The organism is Leifsonia xyli subsp. cynodontis (assembly GCF_050632205.1).
GTDB classification, from domain to species: domain Bacteria; phylum Actinomycetota; class Actinomycetes; order Actinomycetales; family Microbacteriaceae; genus Leifsonia; species Leifsonia xyli_D.
The window spans coordinates 148,411-167,719 of record NZ_CP192578.1 but is presented as its reverse complement, the minus strand read 5'-3'; the positions used below and the strand labels follow the sequence as shown (position 1 = coordinate 167,719).

Genomic DNA, 19,309 nt, shown 5'->3' with positions numbered 1-19,309 from the left:
CACCCATGAGCCTCACCCCCACCCGCGCCGACAAGTTCTCGTTCGGTCTGTGGACCATCGGCTACAACGGCACCGACCCGTTCGGCGGCCCCACCCGCCCCCAGCTCGACGTGGTCGAGGCGGTGCACAAGCTCGACGAGCTCGGCGCCTACGGCCTCACCTTCCACGACGACGACCTGTTCGCCTTCGGCTCCACCGACGCCGAGCGCCAGAAGCAGATCGACCGGCTGAAGCAGGCCCTCTCGGACACCGGCGTCATCGTGCCGATGGTGACCACCAACCTGTTCAGCGCGCCGGTCTTCAAGGACGGCGGCTTCACCTCCAACGACCGCGCGGTCCGTCGCTTCGCGCTCCGCAAGGTGCTGCGCAACCTCGACCTGGCGGCCGAGCTCGGCGCCAAGACGTTCGTCATGTGGGGCGGCCGCGAGGGCGCCGAGTACGACTCGGCCAAGGACATCCGCGCCGCGCTCGAGCGCTACCGCGAGGCCGTCAACCTGCTCGGCGACTACGTCACCGACAAGGGCTACGACATCCGCTTCGCCATCGAGCCGAAGCCGAACGAGCCGCGCGGCGACATCCTGCTGCCGACCCTCGGCCACGCGCTCGCGTTCATCGAGTCGCTGGAGCGCCCGGAACTCGTCGGCCTCAACCCCGAGGTCGGCCACGAGCAGATGGCGGGCCTGAACTTCGCCGCCGGCATCGCCCAGGCGCTGTACCACGGCAAGCTCTACCACATCGACCTCAACGGCCAGCGCGGCATCAAGTACGACCAGGACCTCGTGTTCGGTCACGGCGACCTGCAGAACGCCTTCGCCCTCGTCGACCTGCTCGAGAACGGCGGCCCGAACGGCGGTCCGGCCTACGACGGCCCCCGCCACTTCGACTACAAGCCGTCGCGCACCGAGGACATCACGGGCGTGTGGGAGTCCGCCGCGGCGAACATGCGCACCTACCTGCTGCTCAAGGAGCGGGCGGCGGCGTTCCGCGCCGACCCCGAGGTGCAGGAGCAGCTGGAGGCGTCCCGCGTCGTCGAGCTGTCGCGTCCGACCCTCGGCGAGGGCGAGACGTACGACGACCTGCTCGCCGACCGCAGCGCCTTCGAGGACTTCGACGCGAGCGCGTACTTCGGCGGCAAGGGCTTCGGCTTCGTCCGCCTGCAGCAGCTGGCCCTCGAGCACCTGCTCGGCGCCCGCTGACCCTCCCCTCACCCACCCCCGCCGAGGTGCACGTCGCGTCGCAGCGACGGGCACCTCGGCGTGCTGAAAGGACACGCGCGTGACGTTGGTCGCGGGAGTCGACTCGTCGACCCAGAGCTGCAAGGTGGTCGTGCGCGACCTCGAGACCGGTGCCCTGGTGCGCTCGGGGCGCGCCGCGCATCCCGACGGCACCGAGGTCGACCCGGCGGCGTGGTGGTCCGCGCTGCAGGAGGCCCTGGAGGCCGCAGGCGGGCTCGGCGACGTCGACGCGATCTCGATCGCCGGCCAGCAGCACGGCATGGTGGTGCTGGATGCGGAGGGCCGCGTCATCCGCGACGCCCTGCTCTGGAACGACACGCGCTCGGCCCAGGCCGCCCGTGACCTGATCGACGAGGTCGGGGCCGACGAGTACGCCGCTCGCGTCGGGGTGGTGCCGGTGGCATCCTTCACCGCGACCAAGCTGCGCTGGCTGCGGGATGCGGAGCCGGCGAACGCCGAGCGCGTCGCGGCGGTCGCGCTCCCTCACGACTGGCTGACCTGGCGCCTGCGCGGCTACGGCCCGGCGGGCGAGAGCGAGCTCGGGCCGGACCTCGAGGCGCTGACCACCGACCGCTCCGACGCGAGCGGGACCGCGTACTGGAGCGCCGCCACCGGCGCGTACGATCTCGACCTCTTCTCGCGCGCGCTCGGGCGGCCGGGCCGCGAGGCCGGCGGTTCGGGCGACGGCGTCATCCTGCCCCGCGTGCTCGGGCCGTCGGAAGCGGCCGGTCGCACCCCGTCCGGCGTGCTGGTCGGGCCGGGTGCCGGCGACAACGCGGGCGCGGCCCTCGGCCTCGGCGCGGCGGAGGGCGACGTCGTCGTCTCGATCGGGACGTCCGGGACCGTGTTCGCGGTGACGGATGCGCCGGTCGCCGATCCGTCGGGAACGGTCGCCGGCTTCGCCGACGCGTCCGGTGTCTCGCTCCCGCTCATCGCGACCCTCAACGCGGCGCGCGTGCTCGGCTCGATCGCCGGGGTGCTCGGCGTCGACCACGACCGGCTCGCCGAGCTGGCGCTGACGGCCGAGCCCGGATCCGGCGGGGTCGTGCTGGTGCCCTACTTCGAGGGCGAGCGGACGCCGAACCTGCCGGACGCGAAGGCCAGCATCCACGGCCTCACGCTCGCGTCGACCACACCGGCCAACCTCGCCCGGGCCGCGATCGAGGGGATGCTGTGCGGGCTCGCCGACGGCCTGGACGCTGTGCGGTCCGTGGGCGTCCGCGAGCGGCGCATCCTGCTCATCGGCGGTGCGGCGCAGAACCCCGCGGTGGCGCAGGTCGCGGCGCAGGTGTTCGACGCGCCCGTCGAGGTGCCGGCGCCGGGCGAGTACGTCGCCGACGGCGGAGCCGTGCAGGCCGCCTGGGCCCTGACGGGCACCCGCCCCTCCTGGACCGTCGCGACCGCGGCGTCCCTCCCCGTCGACACGCGCTCCGTCATCCGCACCCAGTACGCCGCCGCCCGCGCCTGACCACCTCTCCTGGGCTCACCCCCCACCGTCGAGTCCGCGAAGTTTGTGCGCTGCACCGGCGTGTCGCGTGCAAGGTTCGCGTACTCGATGGGGGCGGAGTCGGCGCGGGGGCGGAGTCGGCGCGGGGGCCGAAGCTGCGCGGGCGCGGGGTCAGGCGGCGGCGGACTCGGCGAGGGCGGAGAGCGCCGACGCTGCGAGGGTGGCCGGCGGCGCGTCGACGGTCAGCGTGAGGTGGCGCTCGTCGTCCGCGGGCGGCTCGAGGAGGTCGAGCTGGCTCTGCAGCATCCCCGCCTTCATGAAGTGGTGCTCGCGGGCCGCGAGGCGCTCCCCCAGAAGGGCGGGCGTTCCGGCCAGGTGCAGGAAGAGCACGTCGTCGCGACGGAGCACGTCGCGATAGCGCCGCGTCAGCGCCGAGCACGCGATGACGACGGGGCGTCCGGCCGTCAGCCGCCCGTCCATCCACTCGGCGATGGCGGCCAGCCAGGGCGCGCGGTCCTCGTCGGTGAGCGGGATGCCCCGCCCCATCCGCTCGACGTTCGCCGCCGGGTGCAGGGCGTCGCCCTCGAGCAGCTCCCACCCGAGACGCTCGGCGAGGAGCGCAGCGACGGTCGACTTGCCGCACCCCGCGACGCCCATCACGACGACCGCGCGCACCGGGGTCACCCGAGGCCGCCGACGAAGATGCTCAGGATCAGGACGCCCGCGAGGCCGACGAGCGAGATCAGGCACTCGAGCACCGTCCAGCTCTTCAGCGTCTGCGGGATGCTGAGGCCGAGGTACTCCTTGACCAGCCAGAACCCGGCATCGTTGACGTGCGACAGGAAGACCGAGCCGGCTCCGATCGCCAGCACCATGAGCGACACCATCGGCGTCGACAGGTGCGCGGTGAGCGGCAGCAGGATGCCCGCGGCCGTCACGGTCGCGACCGTCGCCGATCCCGTGGCGACGCGGATGAGCGCGGCGACCGTCCAGGCGAGCAGCAGCACGACGATGCCGCTGGCGCCGGTCGCCCAGCCCGCGATGACCTGGCCGATGCCCGTGTCGACGAGCACCTGCTTGAAGCCGCCGCCGGCGCCGACGATGAAGATGATGCCCGCGATGGGCGGGAGCGACGAGGCGAGGCTGGTCTGGATGGCCTTGCGGTCCATCCCGCCGCCGACGCCGAGCAGGAACAGCCCGGCCAGGACCGCGATCGTCAGCGCGATGACCGGAGTGCCCAGGAAGTCGAGCGCGACCTTCCACACCGGCGCAGCGCTCGGCGACGCGATGTCGGCGACCGCCTTGGCCAGCATGAGCACGACCGGCAGCAGGATGCTGACGAGCGCCGCGGCGAACGACGGACGGCGACGGGTCTCGATCTCCTCCTCGTCGGGGACGAACAGCGCGGGGACGCCGACCGGCACCCAGCGGGCGGCCAGCTTGCTGAACAGCGGACCCGCGATCGCGATCGTCGGGATGGCGACGAGCACGCCGAAGGCGAGGGTCAGCCCGAGGTTCGCGCCGAGGGCGCCGATGGCGACCAGCGGACCCGGGTGCGGCGGCACCAGACCGTGCATCGCGGACAGACCCGCGATCGTCGGCAGGGCGATCCGCATCAGCGGCAGACCGGAGCGGCGGGTCACCAGGATGATGACCGGCATCAGCAGCACGAGGCCGACCTCGAAGAACATCGGTAGGCCGATGATCGCGCCGACCCCGCCCATGGTCCAGGGCAGCAGGCGGGCACTGGTGCGTGAGACGAGCGTGTCGACGATGCGGTCGGCGCCGCCGGAGTCGGCGAGCAGCTTGCCGTACATGGCACCGAGTCCGATGAGCACGCCGACGCTGCCCATCGTGTTGCCGAAGCCGGTGATGAAGCTCGCGATGGCGCCGTCCGCCGCCAGGCCGCCGACGAGTCCCGCGACGAGCGAGCCGAGGAGCAGGGAGAGGAACGGATGGAGCTTGAGCCAGGTGATGAGGATGACGATCACCGCGATGCCGGCGAGCGCGGCGACGATGAGCTGGCCCTCGGGGGCGGTGGGATGGGGCGCGGGCGCGGGGGCCGCGGCTGCGGCGAGGCGCGTGAGCAGTGCTGTGGTCATGAACGTCCTTGGTCGTGATACCGATGGGGCAGGAACACTCTAGGAATAAATCCGATTTGTGTCTAATCAATGAACGTAATTTCAGACATACCGACGAGAAGACACGCTTTGACCCGACGACACCCGGCCCCCGATAATGAAGGCGTGACCCAGCCGACGCCCGGTTCCCTGCACGAGCAGGCCCTGTCGTCCGTGGGCGCGCGGATCGTCTCCGGCGACATCCCGGTCGGCACCGTGCTCACGCCCGAGGGCCTGGGCATCTCGCGGACGGTCCTGCGCGAATGCATCCGCGTGCTCGAGTCGCTGGGCCTGGTGCAGGCCCGCCGGCGACGCGGGACGGTGGTCATGCCGGAGACGGCGTGGCAGGCGCTCGATCCGCGCATCCTGAGCTGGCGGCTCGCCGGGCCGGACCGCCTCACCGCCCTCGGCGACCTCAGCGAGCTGCGCCTAGCCGTCGAACCGATCGCCGCCCGGCTGGCGAGCGCGCGGGCGACACCCGCCCAGTGCGGCCAGCTGACGGCGGCGATCGTCGGGATGTCCGCGACGCAGCGGTCGGCCGACCACGACGAGTACCTGGCGCACGACCGCGACTTCCATCGGGTGCTGCTCGAGGCATCCGGCAACCCCGTGTTCTCGGCGCTGAGCGACGCCGTGGCGGAGGCCCTGATCGGCCGGACGGCGCACTCGCTCATGCCCCACACCGCGAACCCGGAGGCGATCCGCCTGCACGAGGAGGTCGCGGCGGCCGTGCGGCGCGGGGATGCGGCAGCCGCCGAGCAGGCGATGCGCGCCATCGTCGAGGAGGCGGACGCGGCGGTACAGCGCGTCGCGCGCTGACGGCACCGGCGCGGGCATCGTCGAACTCCGTCAGGGGGACCGGTCAGCGGCGCAGGATGCGCGGACCGACCACCCAGGCGAGCGCGCAGAGGACCGCGGACACGGCGAAAGCGCCGACGAACGGCCAGGGTCCGCCGATCTCGCGGAGGGCGACGAAGACGATCGCGGTCGCGGCGAGTGCCACGGCAGAACCGGTCGCATCCGCGATGGACAGCGCCGAACTGTTGAAGCCCTGGTCGTCGTCGGTCGAGTACTCGAGCGTCAGCACGCCGAGCCGCGGGTACAGGATGCCCATGCCGCCGCCCGCGAACGCCCAGGCGAACACGGCGACCGCCGGGCTCAGGTGCCAGATCGCCGTCGCGGTGAGGGCGGCGAGCGCGATCGTCAGCCCGGCGGCGCCGAGCCGCGCGGCCGCGCGGTGGGAGATCCGCGGGAAGTGCCCCTGCACCCACGACGCGCCCGACCAGGTCAGCCCCGCCGCCGTCAGTGCCAGTCCGGCGATCGCGGCCGAGAGCCCGTAGCCGGCCACCAGGAGGAGGGGGACGTACACTTCGGAGGCGAAGAACGTCCCGGCGATCAGCGCGCGCGTCAGGATGACGCTCGGCAGCCCGCGCCGCGCCAGCAGGGTCCCGCGGGGAACCAGCGGCCGGATGGCGATCGCGGCGAGCGCGGCGGCCAGCACGGGAACGATCCACTGCACCGGTCCGGTCGCCTCGGCCGCGAGCGTGAGCGCCAGCACGGCGGCGGCCAGCAGCAACGCCCAGAGCAGCCGCGACGCGCGGAAGGGTCCCGGATCGCCGGGCGCAGTGTGCACCCGCCGCATGACCGGCACCACCATCAGCATCGCCAGCCCGGTCAGCACGAGCACCCCGAGGAAGACCCAGCGCCAGCCGACCGTCTCGGTCAGTACACCGGCGATGAACGGACCGATGAGCGACGGGATCACCCAGGCGGCGGCGAAGCCGGCAAAGATGCGCGCATGCAGCCTCGGCGGATAGACGCGCGCCACGATCACGTAGAGCGCGACCGTCAACGCCCCTCCGCCCAGACCGTGCACCAGCCGCCCGGCGACGAACACGACCATGGTGGGAGCCGTCCCGGCGAGCAGCAGACCGGCGGCGAACAGCACGACGGAGGCGAGCAGGACGTTTCTCGGGTTGCCGCGGTCCGCCCAGGCGCCGGCGGCCACCATCCCGACCACGCTCACCGCGAGCGGACCGGCGAACGCGAAGGCGTACAGGGCCGCGCCGTCGAGCTCCCGGCTGACGGCCGGCATGACCGTCGTCACCGCGAGCTCCTCGAACGCGGCCAGCATGATCAGCAGGCACATCCCGATGCTCGTCCAGCGGAACTGCGGGCTGAGGACGCCCCCGGTCGCCGGACGCTCGGTGGATGCGGACCCCGCCGACACCGATTCCAGGTCGCGCGAACTCATGCCGACCAGCCTAGGCCGACCCCGCGACAGACGGACCGGGCGTCAGCCACGAGGTGCCGTGGACCGGCGCGCCACGAGGTCGGGCAGGAGGCGCACGGCGCTGGGCTCCGCGCCTCCCTCGATCTCGGCCACCAGGCTCTCGACGCTGCGGCGGCCGAGCTGGGTGAAATCCTGCAGGACCGTGGTCAGCGGCGGCCAGAAGTGGGCGGCCTCGGGGATGTCGTCGAAACCGACAACGCTGAGGTCGTCCGGGATGCGCCGGCCGCGCTCGTGGGCCGCGTGGTACAGCCCGAGGGCCATCTGGTCGTTGGAGGCGAACACCGCTGTGATGCCGGGGTCGTCGAGCACCGCCAGCCCGAGCCGGTAGCCGGACTCGGCGGTCCAGTCCCCCTCCGGCACCGGCTCGGCGTCGAGTCCCGCCTGCGCCAGCTCCTCGCGGTAGCCGTCGACCCGCGCCTGCGCCTCGAACCAGGTCAGCGGACCGGAGAGGTGGACGATGCGCTCGTGCCCCAGCTCGATGAGGTGCCGGGTGGCCGCGCGCGCACCCGCCACCTGATCGACGGTCAGCTCGCGCTGCACCGACGCCGGGCCGCCGAGCAGGGTCACGTACGGCACATCGAGCCCGGACGTCTGGAGTTGCTCCATGACGACCTCCTGCGGCGCGATCACGACGATGCCCTCGACGGACTGCGCCAGCAGGTGCTCCAGCCCCTCGGCGATCGACTCGGCGGTGAGATCGGGCAACTGCGCGACCGCCACGGTGTAGCCGGCCGCACGCGCCGCATCCTGAATGGCGTTGATGCTCGACACCGGACCGTACAGCGCCGCAGCGGAGGTCGAGAGCACGCCGATCGTCCGCGACCGGGCGGTGACCAGCGCCCGCGCCGCGCGGTTGGGGCGGTAGTGCAGCTGCACCATCGCCTCGCGCACCCGCTGCCGCGTCGACTCGCGGATGCTCGGGTGGCCGTTGATCACGCGCGAGACCGTCTGGTGCGAGACGCCGGCCAGGGCCGCCACGTCTCGCATGCTCGCACGCTGGTGCTCGGTCACCCGGCCGCCTTCCTCCGGCCGATGGCTCCGACGATGAGCGCCACGACGGCGACGCCCGCCGGGAAGACCAGGTGCCACCCGGCGAGCACGAGGAGGCCCGCGGCGAGCACGCACGAGAGCAGCGCCATCCACCAGCCGAGGGAACGCGACGGCAGCAGGCGCAGAGCGGAGGCGACCCCCAGCCCGTAGACGGCCGCCGCGATGCTGGTGTGCACGAGGATGAACGGCTGCAGGTCGCCGCTCGTCAAGACGACCACCGAGTACAGCGCCATCACGACCGCCGAGAGGAGCAGCCCGCGACGGGCGACCGCGCCGTTCTCGACGCCGCGGCCGAACCAGGCGGGAAGGTCGCCGTCACGGCCCATGGCGGCGCCCAGCTTGCTGAACGCCGCGAGATACGCGTTGAACACGCCCGTCACGACGATCGCCGCGATGACCGCGACCACGACGCCTCCGCCGGCGCCGGTCGCGACGCGCACCAGGTCGAGCAGCGGCACCTCGCTCGAGGCGGCGTCCGAGCCGAGCACCGTCACGGTCACCGTCTGGATCGCGAGGTAGGCGACCGACACGATGATGAGCGCGAGCGCCGTGGCACGGGGGATGTCGCGATGCGGATTGCGGAACTCGCCGCCGATCCCGGCCACCGCCTCCCACCCGGCGAACCCCCAGATGTACAGGCTCATCGCCAGCCCCACCCCCGCCCAGCCGTGCGGCAGCAGCGGCTGGAGGTGCGCCGGCTGCCCGTGCGGGGCGGCGGCCGCGAGCACGAAGATCAGCACCGCGATCAGCGCGCCCGACAGCACCAGCTGCACCGAGGCGGCGAACCGCACTCCGAACGCCGTCACTATGACGGGGACGACCATGAGCGCGATCGCGATGAGCGTGGTGCTCGCCGCGTCTCCGCCGATCACGGCGACGACGTAGCGCGCGGTCATGAGCGCCGCGATCGGCGCCCCGATCGGTGTGACGAAGAAGAACCAGTAGCCGATGATCCGGGCGGCGTCCGGACCGAACGCCCGACGGGCGAACGTCGCCACACCGCCCGCGTCGGGATAGCGGCGGGCCAGGGCGGCGAAGGTCGCCGCGAGCGGGACGGAGATCAGCGCGAGAGCCGCGACCGCGATGATCGCGCCCGGCCCGGCGGCCGCCGCGGCGAGCGCGGGCAGCACCAGGATGCCCGTTCCGAGCACTGCTGCGATGTACAGCGCCGTGCCGCCGGCCACCCCGAGCCGGCCATGCGGAGCGGCCGGCACACGCGGATCGGGGAGCTCGGGCCCGCCTTCGCGCGCGCGCATGGTCGAGGGCCCACGTTCCGTCATGTACCCATGATGGCGTGGACCCCCGACAGCCGGCGAGCCGTCATCCGGCGAGCGGGTCGTTCACTGCGTCAGGTCGTAGACCGTCACCCCGTCCACCGTCGTTTTCGTGAACGTGTCGGCGACCCAGGCGGCGATGGCGCTCGAGGCGCTGCTCCCGCCGTTCGACTGGCCGCCGACGCCTCCCGCGATGAAGTAGTGGATGCGTCCCGCCGCCACGTAGGCCTTGAACTGCGCGAGGGTGGGCGACGGGTCGGAGCCGTTGAAGCCTCCGATGGGCATGACCGCCTGCTGCGTCGCCAGCTGGTACCCGGCGGCGGAGTTCGATCCGACGGCCGCGGCGACCCAGGTGTAGCGGGAGGCGTCCGCCTTCAGGAGCGCAGCGAGCCGGGAGCCGACCGTGCCGGAGCCGAGCAGCGAGCCCATGCCTCCCGCGCCGGCGGCCGTCCCGGCGCCGGGGGCACCGGTCGCGGCGTTCGTGCCGGCACCCGGGGCGGTGCCGGCACCCGGGGCGGCTCCCGCGGCCGGCGGCGCGCCCTGCCCGCCGAGGCCGGCAGGCGCCCCGCCGCGCTGACCGTTCGCCGCGCCGCCGAACGCGCGTCCGCCGCCCGGGCCGCCCATCCCGCCGGCGACCGTCGGCCCGGCCGTCACGATCGACCCGGTGTGCGCGGCGGTCACGGTCTGCACGGTGTACGCCAGCGGCGCGAGCAGCCCGGCGACCAGGGTGACACCGATGGTCGCCGCGGCCAGCGCCCGCCGGGGCGGCAGGAGCAGCAGCACCGCCGCTGCAATGGATGCGACGAGCACCACCACCTTCAGCCACGGCAGCCAGTCGGCCGCCCGGTCGAGCAGCACCCAGGCCCAGGCGCCCGTGCCGAGCACGGTGACCGCCGACAGGATGCGCACCCACACCCGCTCGCGCGCCTGCCAGGCGGCGGACGCCCCGATCGCGACCGTCCCGGCCAGCGCGGGCGCCAGCGCGACGGTGTAGTAGGCGTGGAAGATGCCGGCCATGAAGCTGAACGCGAGGGCGGTCACCACCAGCCAGCCGCCGAAGACGAGGAGCGTCGCGCGCCGAGCGTCCGTCCGGGCCTGGCGGCGTCCGAGCACGAGGGCAAGCGCGAACAGCACCAGGGCCGCGGGCAGCAGCCACGCGATCTGCCCGCCGATCTCGTTCTCGAACAGGCGGAGGATGCCGGTCTGCCCCCACATCCCGCCGCCCGCGGCGCCACCGGCTCCGCCGCCGGTCACCGACCCGGTCTCGGCGCCGGTCAGGCGCCCGAGCCCGTTGTAGCCGAAGGTGAGCTCGAGGAAGCTGTTCGTCTGCGATCCGCCGATGTACGGCCGCAGCGACGCCGGCACCAGTTCGACGATCGCGACCCACCACCCGGCCGACACGATCACCGCGCCGAGCGCGGCGAACAGGTGCCCGAACCGCTTGCGCACCGTGACCGGGGCCGCGGCCAGGTACACGCCGGCGAGCACCGGCAGGATGAGGAACGCCTGCAGCTGCTTGGTCAGGAAGCCGAATCCGACCGCGACGCCCGCCCAGACGACCCAGCGCATCCGCCCGCTCTCGATGCCGCGCAGCGTCAGGTACGCCGAAAGGGTCAGCAGGAGCACCAGCAGCGCATCCGGGTTGTCGAACCGGAACATCAGGGCGGCGACCGGGGTGATCGCCAGCACCCCGCCGGCGAGCAGGGCCGTCTGCGCCGAGAAGCGCCGTCGGACGATCGCGTACACGAGCGCCACCGTGGCGACGCCCATCAGCGCCTCGGGGACGAGGATGCTCCACGAGCTCAGCCCGAACAGGCGGACGGAGAGCGCCATGATCCACAGGCTCGCGGGCGGTTTGTCGACGGTGATGGAGTTCGCCGCGTCGCTGGAGCCGTAGAAGAAGGCCTCCCAGTTCACGCTCCCGGCCTGCACGGCCGCCGAGTAGAACGAGTTGGCGTAGCCGCTCGCCGCCAGATCCCACAGGTAGAGGAGCGCGGTGACGGCGAGCAGGCCGAGCAGCGCCGGGCGCTCCCACGCGGCCTCGTCGGCCCGGCCGCGTAGCAGCCGGCGCAGGATGCGGGAGGCCCGCGCCGGAGGAACGGCCGCCCGGGCAGGAGCGGACGAGGTGACGGGAGGTGCGGTGCTGGTCATGGTGATCACTCGCTTTCGGTGGGGACGGACGTGGACGTGGAGGCGGGAGTGAGGGCCGGACGCGCGGCGGGTGCCGGTGGAGCAGCGGCCGGGGAGTCCGCCGGCCGCCGCCCGCCGGAGCCGGAGCCGGAGCGGAACACCCACAACCGCAGCAGCACGAAGCGCAGGAGCGTGGCCACGAGATTGGCGACCGTCAGCACGAGCAGCTCCAGCTGCGCGGACGCGTTCGGCGCCGCCGCGTGGAGCACGGCGAGCGATCCGCTGGTGAGCCCCCACGCCATCCCGAACACGAGCAGGCCCTGGAACTGGTGCTTCACCATCCCGGGCCCCTCGACGCCGAACGTGAACCGGCGGTTGGCCCACGTGTTGGCGATCGCGGTGAGCAGCAGCGCGGCGAAGTTGGCGGCCTGAGCGGTGAGCACGCCCTGCAGCAGCAGGTACAGCACCGCGTAGGCGGCGGTCGACAGCACGCCGACCACGCCGAACCGGAGAACCTGGCCGAAGAAGCCCGGCGGCGACGGAGGCGAGAAGGGGCGCCGCCCGAGCTCCGCGTAGACGGCCTCCAGCGGGATACGGCCGCGGGCGAGGTTGCCGCCCACGCGCAGCATCCCCTTCAGGTCGTCGCGCGCGGTGCGGACGATGTCGACCGAGCTGTCCGGGTCGTCGACCCAGTCCACCGGGATCTCGTGGATCCGCAGTCCCGCCCGCTCGGCGAGGATCAGCAGCTCGGTGTCGAAGAACCAGCCGTCGTCCTCCACCAGCGGCACCAGCCGCTGGGCGACATCCCGCCGGATCGCCTTGAACCCGCACTGCGCGTCGCTGAACCCGACGGCCATCGTGCGCCGCAGCAGGAGGTTGTAGCTGCGCGAGATGAACTCGCGCCTGCCGCCGCGGGTCACCCGCGACGAGCGGCCGAGCCGCGTGCCGATCGCCAGGTCGGAGTGGCCGGAGAGCAACGGTGCGACGAGTGGGGGCAGCGCCGCGAGGTCGGTCGACAGGTCCTCGTCGAGGTAGACGAGCACCTGCGCGGGGGACGAGAGCCAGACGTGCTTGAGGGCGCGGCCGCGGCCCTTGAGAGGCAGGTGCACCGCCACGACGCCGGGACAGGCGGCCGCGAGCGCGTCCGCCAAGGCCGGTGTCGCGTCGGTGCTCGCGTTGTCGGCGATCGTGATGCGCCAGCTCCACCCGACCGAACGGGTCAGGTAGTCGTGGAGCCGGTGGATGGAGGCCTCGAGAGTCGCCTGCTCGTTGAAGACGGGCACGACGACATCGAGCGCCAGGACGGGCGTTTCCGGGGTGAGGGGTTCGTGCGTCATGCGGACACACTGACGCCGTGACATTCCCGTGACCTTTCGGGCCGTTGTGCCGCCGTGATGCGTCTGCTGCGCGTCTTCTATGGGCTCACTCTCAGCCGCCCGAAGGTTCCGCCGCGCCCGCTGCCGCGGGAGGATGTTCGGCGAGGGAGGGCTGCGTGCTCGCACTGGAACTGCTCGTCGTCATCGGGATCACCACCCTGCTGACCAAGGTGATCGCCCGCCGCATCGGCGTCGCGCAGCCGCTGCTGCTCGTCGCGTTCGGCGTGCTGATCGGTCTCGTGCCGCTGTTCCGCGACATCGAGCTCGCGCCCGAGGTGGTGCTGTTCCTCTTCCTGCCGGCCATCCTGTATTGGGAGAGCCTGACCACCTCGCTGCGGGAGATCAAGTCGAACCTGCGCAGCATCATCCTGATGAGCACCGGACTGGTCGTGCTGACCGCCGCCGCCGTGGCCGTCCTCGCGCACTCCCTCGGCCTGCCGTGGGGTCCGGCCTGGGTGCTCGGCGCCGCCATCGCGCCGACCGACGCGACCGCGATGACCTCGTTCACGCACGCGCTCCCCCGCCGCAACGTGACCATCCTGCGCGCCGAGAGCCTGGTGAACGACGGCACCGCGCTCGTGCTCTGGTCGCTGGCCGTCGGCTTCACGGTCGGGGATGCGGATGTCAGCCTCGGCGCCGTGACGGTCACCTTCCTCTTCGCCTACCTGGCGGCCGCCGCGATCGGCGCCCTCGTGGCGTGGCTGGCGATCCTCGCCCGCCGCCGCCTGCGGGACGCGATCACCCAGAACATCGCGATGCTGCTGACGCCCTTCACCGCCTACCTCCTCGCCGAGCTGGTGCACGCCTCCGGGGTCCTCGCGGTGGTGGTCGCCGGCCTCATCATCAGCCAGGTGGGGCCGCGCACCGGGGTCGCGGAGGGCCGGCGGCAGTCCGACGCGTTCTGGTCGTTCTCGACGTTCCTGCTCAACGCGAGCCTGTTCGTCCTGGTCGGCATCGAGCTGCCGCGCTCGGTGGGCGAGCTGGCGACCCGGGACCTCGGGATGGGGCTGGTCGCCATCGTCGCGGTGACCGTCGTCATCGTCGCGGTGCGGTTCCTCTTCCAGTTCGGCAGCGTGTTCCTCATCCGGCTGCTGGACCGCCGCCCCGAGCAGAAGGCGCGACGCATGAGCAACCGCTGGCGGATCGTCAGCAGCCTCTCCGGGTTCCGGGGTGCGGTCTCCCTCGCGGCGGCGCTCGCGGTGCCGGCGACGATCGGCTCCGGGCATCCGTTCCCCGGCCGCGACTTCATCGTCTTCGTCACGACCGGCGTGATCATCGTGACGCTCGTGGTGCAGGGGCTCCTCCTCCCCGTGCTGGTGCGCTGGGCGAAGCTCCCGAAAGACGAAGCGGTCGGTCACGAGCTGCGGCTCGCCGAGACCAACGCCACCCGCGCGGCGCTGGACGAGCTGCCGCAACTCGCCCGCCGCCTCCGCGTCGACCCCGAGATCGGCGAGCGCATCCAGAACGAGTTCGAGGAGCACCTGGAGCTGCTGGAGGCCGAAGACGAGTCGGAGGGCGGCGAGGAGGCCGTGGAGCGCAGCCGTCAGGACACCGAGCTGCGGCTGGCGCTGCTCGCCTGCAAGCGCGAGGAGGTCGTCCGCCTGCGCGACGAGGGCGAGATCGACGACATCGTGCTGCGCGACGTGCAGCGGCGACTGGATGTGGAGGAGGTGCGGCTCACCGGGCGCGAGCCCGGCGAGTGAGCCCTTCTCGCGGCGCGCGTCGCCGTCTACCATCGCGCTCAGAGCATCCGGGAGCCCGGATGCGGGAGAGGGGTGGTCATGTCCGACGCGAAGGAGAACTGGCCGGAGACGCCGTCCGGCGAGCCGATCGACACCGACGCGATCGCCGAGCACGGCGATGAGGGACCGTACGACGCCGACGGCGTCTTCGAGCCGGAGCACGACGAGTACGACCCGCTGGAGGACGACAGCGGCGACTGATCGCCACCCCGCTCTTGTCCCCCGGTGATGTACCCCGCTAGGGTCTGTCCTAGACAGGCGGCACAAGGGGAGGGGTGCAGCGTGACGACATTCGACACACCGATCGGGAACGTTCCGAAACCGGGGCAGGACGTCCACCTGGTGCGGTGGATCCGCTCGGCGGACGGCTGGACCAGCGAGACCCTGCTGTGCACCTACGTGACGTGCACTCCGGATGCGTGGATCGTCGACTCGCGGGGCGAGCAGGTCGCTCTCGCGCGCGACGAGTGGTCGCAGTTCGCGTTCTGACCGACTCCGGCATACACTCCGCTGCGAGGGCGTCCGGTACGGGCCGGAAGACCACGCGCTCCGAGGGGAGTTGCATGGCCGGCACGTTCTACGCCCGCGAAGAGGCGGCTGATCCGTCGACGGCGGAGGAGCTGCTGCGCCGCAGCTACGGCGACGTGGTGCTCGGCCCCGACGCGCGCCTGAGCGGTCTCACCTACGCCGAGGAGCTGCGCGGCGACGAGCGGATGCTGCTGGGCCGCCACCTGTTCGGCGGCGACGTCTCGCTGTCGTTCGACCTGCCGTTCCTCGCGGTGGGCCTGGCGCGCGGCCGGTACCGCTGGCGCTCCGGGGGCGAGGAGGGCGACCTGACGTCGGCCCCCGCGCTGTTCCAGCCGGAAGCCGGGGCGCACGGTGTCATGGATCACGCGTCCGTGAGCGTCGTCGCGTTCGACGTCCGGTCGCTCACGCGCACCGCCCGGACGCTCTTCGGCGAGGAGGAGCTCACCCTCGACTTCCTCTCGGCCGCTCCCGTCTCCGCGAGCGCCGCCCGGCACTGGCGTGCCGTGCACGACATCGCCTGGCGGCAGGTCGCCGACGGCGCCTTCGACAACCCGCTGCAACGCGCCTCCCTCTACCGGCAGCTGGCCGTCGCCACACTCGAGACCTTCCCGCTGGCGGGCGACCACGAGGCGCGCCGCACCACCGTCGCGTTCCGCGCCGCCGCCTTCAAACGGGCCGTCGAGTACATCGACGAGCACGCCTCCCTGCCGATCTCGACGGACGACATCGCGCTGGCCGCCGGGATCTCGGTTCCGGAGCTGGCGCGCGCCTTCGACATGCACCTGCCGTTCTCGGCGGCCCAGTACCTCGAGAGCGTCCGCCTGAGCGCCGCCCACCGCGACCTGGCGGACGCCGCCGACGGCGCACCGCTCACGGTCGCGCAGATCGCGGCGCGCTGGGGCTTCGCGGACGAAACGGCGTTCAGTCGGCTCTACGAGCAGCGCTTCGGCCGCACCCCGCACGCCGTGCTCGGCCGGACCGCCGGCTGACCCCGGGCCGCGCCGGCGCTCAGAGCCCGGCCTGACCGGCGAGGATCTCGACCGCGACGCGCCAGTCGCGCGCCGGCATGCCGTCCCCCGCCTCCTCCTCGCCCGGGAGCCGCGCTACGAAGGCCGGCCAGAGCTCGCCGGTGCCGTGCACCTCCTCGATGAGCCCGAGGTACTCCCCGCCGTAGTACACCTCCCAGGCGGCGGTCGCGGTGGGGCTGTACATCAGGGTCAACGGCAGCGACCCGTAGCTGTAGACGGCGTGCTGGTGCGCGAGCTCCCTCTCCGTCATGACGGCAGGATAGGCGCGATCCCGCGCGCACGGAAGGGCGCGCGACGCCCCGTGACGGCCGTCACGCGCGGGCCGTCACGCGACGACCTGGTCGTCGTCCTCCGACTGCTCGTGCGTCGCTCCGACGGCGAGCGCGACCACGTCGCGCATGCGCCCGCGCCGGGCGAACGCGGCCCGCTGCCGGCCCGCCCCTCCCCCGGTCGCGTGGATGCGCGCGACGCCGCGGCGGACGAACTCGAGGTCGCCGTTGGCCGCCAGCGCCTCGGCCGTGTGGTCGATGAGGGCCTCGACCGCATCCGCCGCGGTCGCCTCGCGCCAGGTGACCGGATGCGGCAGCGAGCCCGTCACCCCGGTGAGAGCCGCCTGCCACTCGGCCAGCCGGAGCGCGGCCGACGGCACCGCCGGCGGGGCCATCCCGGCCTGCCACTCGGCGACCGCCGTATCGACGAGGGCCCGCACGAGCGCCGCGATCACCGCGGCATCCCGTGCGTCGAGGCACACGTCGGCGACGCGGATCTCGACCGTCGGATGCTTCCGCGACACACGCGCGTCGAGGTACAGCATCCCCGTGTCGAGGATGACGCCGGTGTCGACCAGGAACTGCTCGAACCGGTCGTACGCCTCCACCGAACCGAACACGTCCGTCGGGCCGGCGCTCTGCCACTGGTGCCACGCCGCGAACCGGTAGCTCGCGTGCCCGGTGTCGGCGCCGCCGAAGTACGGCGAGTTGGCGCTCAGGGCCAGCAGGATCGGCAGCCAGGTGCGGATGCGATCGAGCACCGCGACGCCCTCCTCCGGCCCCTCGATGCCGACGTGCACGTGGAAGCCGCAGACCAGCGTCCCGCGAGCGGTGAGCCCGTAGCGCTCGATCATCCTCGCGTAGCGCGGGTCCTCCGTGACGTGGGGGCGCAGCCGCATCGGCGACATGGCGACGGCGATCGCCCGGGCACCGTGCCGCTGGGCGAGTCCGTCGGCGAGTTCGCGACCGGCGACGATGTCGAGGAGCAGTTCGCTGGTCAGGAGCTGCGGACGCGTCTGCGTCTCGATCATCTCCTGCTGGAACTCGGCGCTCACCGAGGGCCCGTCGATCACGGGAGGGGCGTCGGACAGCACCTGCGGCGCCACGGGCGATGCCATCCCCCGCGCGTCGACCAGAAGGAGTTCCTCCTCCACCCCGAAAGTCCTCACCATTCCACTATCGGGGGCCCGGCGCGGGGGACAATACCTTGTCTCCTGTGAAGACGCCGTGCTAGGGCGTGTGGCTACGTTCCCATGCCGTCCCATTGCGCGAATCACCGCCCGAACGCTCGAATTCTCTCAGAGAACCCCGCCCGGCAGCCCAAAAGCGCTATAACTGTCTCTGCGACGCAAAGATTCGCTGTCGCGCACTGATGCGAGGCACGAGGAGCGACCATGTGGGACACGGCTAGGCGGATCCCGTTCGACGCCTCCCTGCTCGCGGAGCGCAGCAGCCCCGCGACACGCACCCGGCTGCTGCAGACCATCGCCCGCCGGCCCGGTATCACCGTTGACGAGCTCCACGCCCTGCACCTGCCGGGCCTGTTCGCCGACCTCCGGTCCTTCCACCGCGCCGGCATCATCCACGCGAACGACCCCGCGCCGCGCTTCTACGAGCGCGCGACGCGGGTCTACCCGTTCGCCGACTGAGCGTCTGGTCCGCTCAGCGGCCCAGCGCCTGCTCGACGTCAGCGAGCAGGTCCTCGACGTCCTCGATGCCGACGGAGAGGCGCACGATGTTGTCCGGCACCTCCAGGGCGGTTCCGCGCACCGACGCGTGGGTCATCTCCGACGGGTAGCCGATCAGCGACTCGACGCCGCCCAGCGACTCGGCCAGCTGGAAGACGCGGGTCGACTCGGCGAACCGCCGCGCGGCCGGAGCGCCGCCGGCCAGCGCGACGGACAGCATCCCGCCGAACCCGCTCATCTGGCGCGCGGCCAGCTCGTGGCCGGGGTGATCCGGCAGCCCGGGGTAGTACACGGTGTCGACGCCGTCGTGGCCGACCAGCGCCTCGGCGATGGCCTGCGCGTTGGCGCTGTGCTGGCGCACCCGCACCTGCAGGGTCTTGATCCCGCGCGTGGTGAGCCACGCATCCATCGGGGACGAGACGGCGCCGGCCGCGAACTGGATGAACTGCGCCTTCTCGGCCAGTTCCTCCTCGGCGAAGACCAGCGCGCCGCCGATGACGTCGGAGTGGCCGCCCAGGTACTTGGTCGTCGAGTGCACCACGACGTCCGCGCCGAACGAGAGCGGCTGCTGCAGAGCCGGGGAGGCGAACGTGTTGTCCACGACGACGGTGGCGCCGACGGCGTGGCCGAGCTGCACCAGGGCCGCGATGTCGCTGATCTTCATCAGCGGGTTGCTCGGCGTCTCGATCCACAGCATCCGGGTGCTGTCGGTGCCGAGAGCCTGGCGCACCGCGTCGAGGTCGGCGAGGTCGACGGTGGTGTTCCGGATACCCCACGCACTGTGGATGCGGTCGATCAGCCGGTGGGTGCCGCCGTACGCGTCGTTGCCCAGCACGATGTGGTCGCCGGGGCGGAGGGCCGCGCGCAGCAGTGCGTCCTCCGCGGCGAGGCCGGAGGCGAAGGACAGGGCACGGACCCCGCCCTCGAGCGACGCGAGCAGCGTCTCGAGGGAGGTGCGCGTCGGGTTGCCCGCCCGGCCGTACTCGTAGCCGTTGCGCAGGCCGCCGATGCCGTCCTGCACGAACGTCGACGTCTGGTAGATGGGCGGGATGATGGCGCCGGTCGTCGGGTCGAAGTCCTGGCCCTCGTGGATGGCGCGCGTCGCGAAGCCGTCGGTCATGTCTGGTTC

General features: G+C 72.7%; 18 protein-coding genes. 8 read left to right on the top strand and 10 right to left on the bottom strand.

All coding sequences use genetic code 11. The annotated features are described in order from the left end of the window. The first annotated feature begins 5 nt into the window (after positions 1-5). On the top strand, positions 6-1,196 hold the full coding sequence (xylA, locus tag ACQ86M_RS00855) for a xylose isomerase (protein WP_431246716.1): 1,191 nt from the start codon (positions 6-8) through the stop codon (positions 1,194-1,196). 79 nt (positions 1,197-1,275) lie between these two features. Next, entirely contained in the window at positions 1,276-2,703 is a 1,428-nt protein-coding gene (gene xylB / locus ACQ86M_RS00850; RefSeq protein WP_431246715.1) for a xylulokinase, read from the top strand. Between the two features lie 150 nt (positions 2,704-2,853). Here xylB and ACQ86M_RS00845 read toward each other — a convergent pair whose 3' ends face one another. Continuing rightward, on the bottom strand, positions 2,854-3,366 hold the full coding sequence (locus ACQ86M_RS00845) for a gluconokinase (protein WP_431246714.1): 513 nt from the start codon (positions 3,364-3,366) through the stop codon (positions 2,854-2,856). Beyond that, on the bottom strand, positions 3,363-4,784 hold the full coding sequence (locus ACQ86M_RS00840; protein ID WP_431246713.1) for a GntP family permease: 1,422 nt from the start codon (positions 4,782-4,784) through the stop codon (positions 3,363-3,365). The genes ACQ86M_RS00845 and ACQ86M_RS00840 overlap by 4 nt, the downstream gene beginning before the upstream one ends. Before the next feature lie 144 nt (positions 4,785-4,928). Here ACQ86M_RS00840 and ACQ86M_RS00835 point away from each other — a divergent pair, with 144 nt between their 5' ends. Continuing rightward, positions 4,929-5,621, top strand: coding sequence for a FadR/GntR family transcriptional regulator (locus ACQ86M_RS00835; RefSeq protein WP_431246712.1), 693 nt, complete (start codon positions 4,929-4,931; stop codon positions 5,619-5,621). Positions 5,622-5,664: 43 nt separating this feature from the next. Here ACQ86M_RS00835 and ACQ86M_RS00830 read toward each other — a convergent pair whose 3' ends face one another. From ACQ86M_RS00830 to ACQ86M_RS00810, 5 genes are read right to left on the bottom strand one after another with little or no spacing between them, the layout of a single operon-like run. Continuing rightward, positions 5,665-7,056, bottom strand: coding sequence for an MFS transporter (locus tag ACQ86M_RS00830; protein WP_431246711.1), 1,392 nt, complete (start codon positions 7,054-7,056; stop codon positions 5,665-5,667). 42 nt (positions 7,057-7,098) lie between these two features. After that, the gene (locus ACQ86M_RS00825; RefSeq protein WP_431246710.1) at positions 7,099-8,106 is read right to left on the bottom strand and encodes a LacI family DNA-binding transcriptional regulator; all 1,008 of its coding nucleotides are present in this window, start codon (positions 8,104-8,106) and stop codon (positions 7,099-7,101) included. Then, complete coding sequence (locus ACQ86M_RS00820; RefSeq protein WP_431246709.1) at positions 8,103-9,425, bottom strand: APC family permease; 1,323 nt, start codon at positions 9,423-9,425, stop codon at positions 8,103-8,105. The genes ACQ86M_RS00825 and ACQ86M_RS00820 overlap by 4 nt, the downstream gene beginning before the upstream one ends. Positions 9,426-9,485: 60 nt before the next feature. Next, the gene (locus ACQ86M_RS00815) at positions 9,486-11,570 is read right to left on the bottom strand and encodes a glycosyltransferase family 39 protein (RefSeq protein ID WP_431246708.1); all 2,085 of its coding nucleotides are present in this window, start codon (positions 11,568-11,570) and stop codon (positions 9,486-9,488) included. A gap of 5 nt (positions 11,571-11,575) precedes the next feature. Further along, entirely contained in the window at positions 11,576-12,886 is a 1,311-nt protein-coding gene (locus ACQ86M_RS00810) for a glycosyltransferase (protein ID WP_431246707.1), read from the bottom strand. Positions 12,887-13,041: 155 nt separating this feature from the next. Here ACQ86M_RS00810 and ACQ86M_RS00805 point away from each other — a divergent pair, with 155 nt between their 5' ends. The 4 genes from ACQ86M_RS00805 (at position 13,042) to ACQ86M_RS00790 (ending at position 16,184) form a co-directional block, all read left to right on the top strand. Further along, positions 13,042-14,628 carry a Na+/H+ antiporter gene (locus tag ACQ86M_RS00805; RefSeq protein WP_431246706.1) on the top strand — a complete coding sequence of 529 codons (1,587 nt, stop codon included), beginning with the start codon at positions 13,042-13,044 and terminating at the stop codon, positions 14,626-14,628. 78 nt (positions 14,629-14,706) lie between these two features. Continuing rightward, complete coding sequence (locus ACQ86M_RS00800) at positions 14,707-14,868, top strand: hypothetical protein (protein ID WP_431220251.1); 162 nt, start codon at positions 14,707-14,709, stop codon at positions 14,866-14,868. An 81-nt stretch (positions 14,869-14,949) separates the two neighbouring features. Next, positions 14,950-15,156 (top strand): hypothetical protein, encoded by a 207-nt coding sequence (locus ACQ86M_RS00795; protein ID WP_431220250.1) that lies wholly within the window; start codon positions 14,950-14,952, stop codon positions 15,154-15,156. A gap of 74 nt (positions 15,157-15,230) precedes the next feature. Beyond that, positions 15,231-16,184, top strand: a complete 954-nt coding sequence (locus tag ACQ86M_RS00790) for a helix-turn-helix transcriptional regulator (protein ID WP_431246705.1) — start codon at positions 15,231-15,233, stop codon at positions 16,182-16,184. A gap of 19 nt (positions 16,185-16,203) precedes the next feature. On the opposite strand, the gene ACQ86M_RS00785 is transcribed toward ACQ86M_RS00790, so the two are convergent. After that, positions 16,204-16,473 carry a hypothetical protein gene (locus ACQ86M_RS00785; protein ID WP_431220248.1) on the bottom strand — a complete coding sequence of 90 codons (270 nt, stop codon included), beginning with the start codon at positions 16,471-16,473 and terminating at the stop codon, positions 16,204-16,206. Positions 16,474-16,548: 75 nt separating this feature from the next. After that, on the bottom strand, positions 16,549-17,664 hold the full coding sequence (locus ACQ86M_RS00780) for a glutamate--cysteine ligase (RefSeq protein ID WP_431246704.1): 1,116 nt from the start codon (positions 17,662-17,664) through the stop codon (positions 16,549-16,551). Positions 17,665-17,886: 222 nt separating this feature from the next. On the opposite strand from ACQ86M_RS00780, the gene ACQ86M_RS00775 reads away from it, so the two are divergent. Then, positions 17,887-18,141: a hypothetical protein gene (locus tag ACQ86M_RS00775; protein WP_431246703.1), complete on the top strand. Its 255-nt coding sequence runs from the start codon at positions 17,887-17,889 to the stop codon at positions 18,139-18,141. A gap of 13 nt (positions 18,142-18,154) precedes the next feature. On the opposite strand, the gene ACQ86M_RS00770 is transcribed toward ACQ86M_RS00775, so the two are convergent. Next, on the bottom strand, positions 18,155-19,300 hold the full coding sequence (locus tag ACQ86M_RS00770; protein ID WP_431246702.1) for a cystathionine gamma-synthase: 1,146 nt from the start codon (positions 19,298-19,300) through the stop codon (positions 18,155-18,157). Between the last annotated feature and the right edge of the window lie 9 nt (positions 19,301-19,309).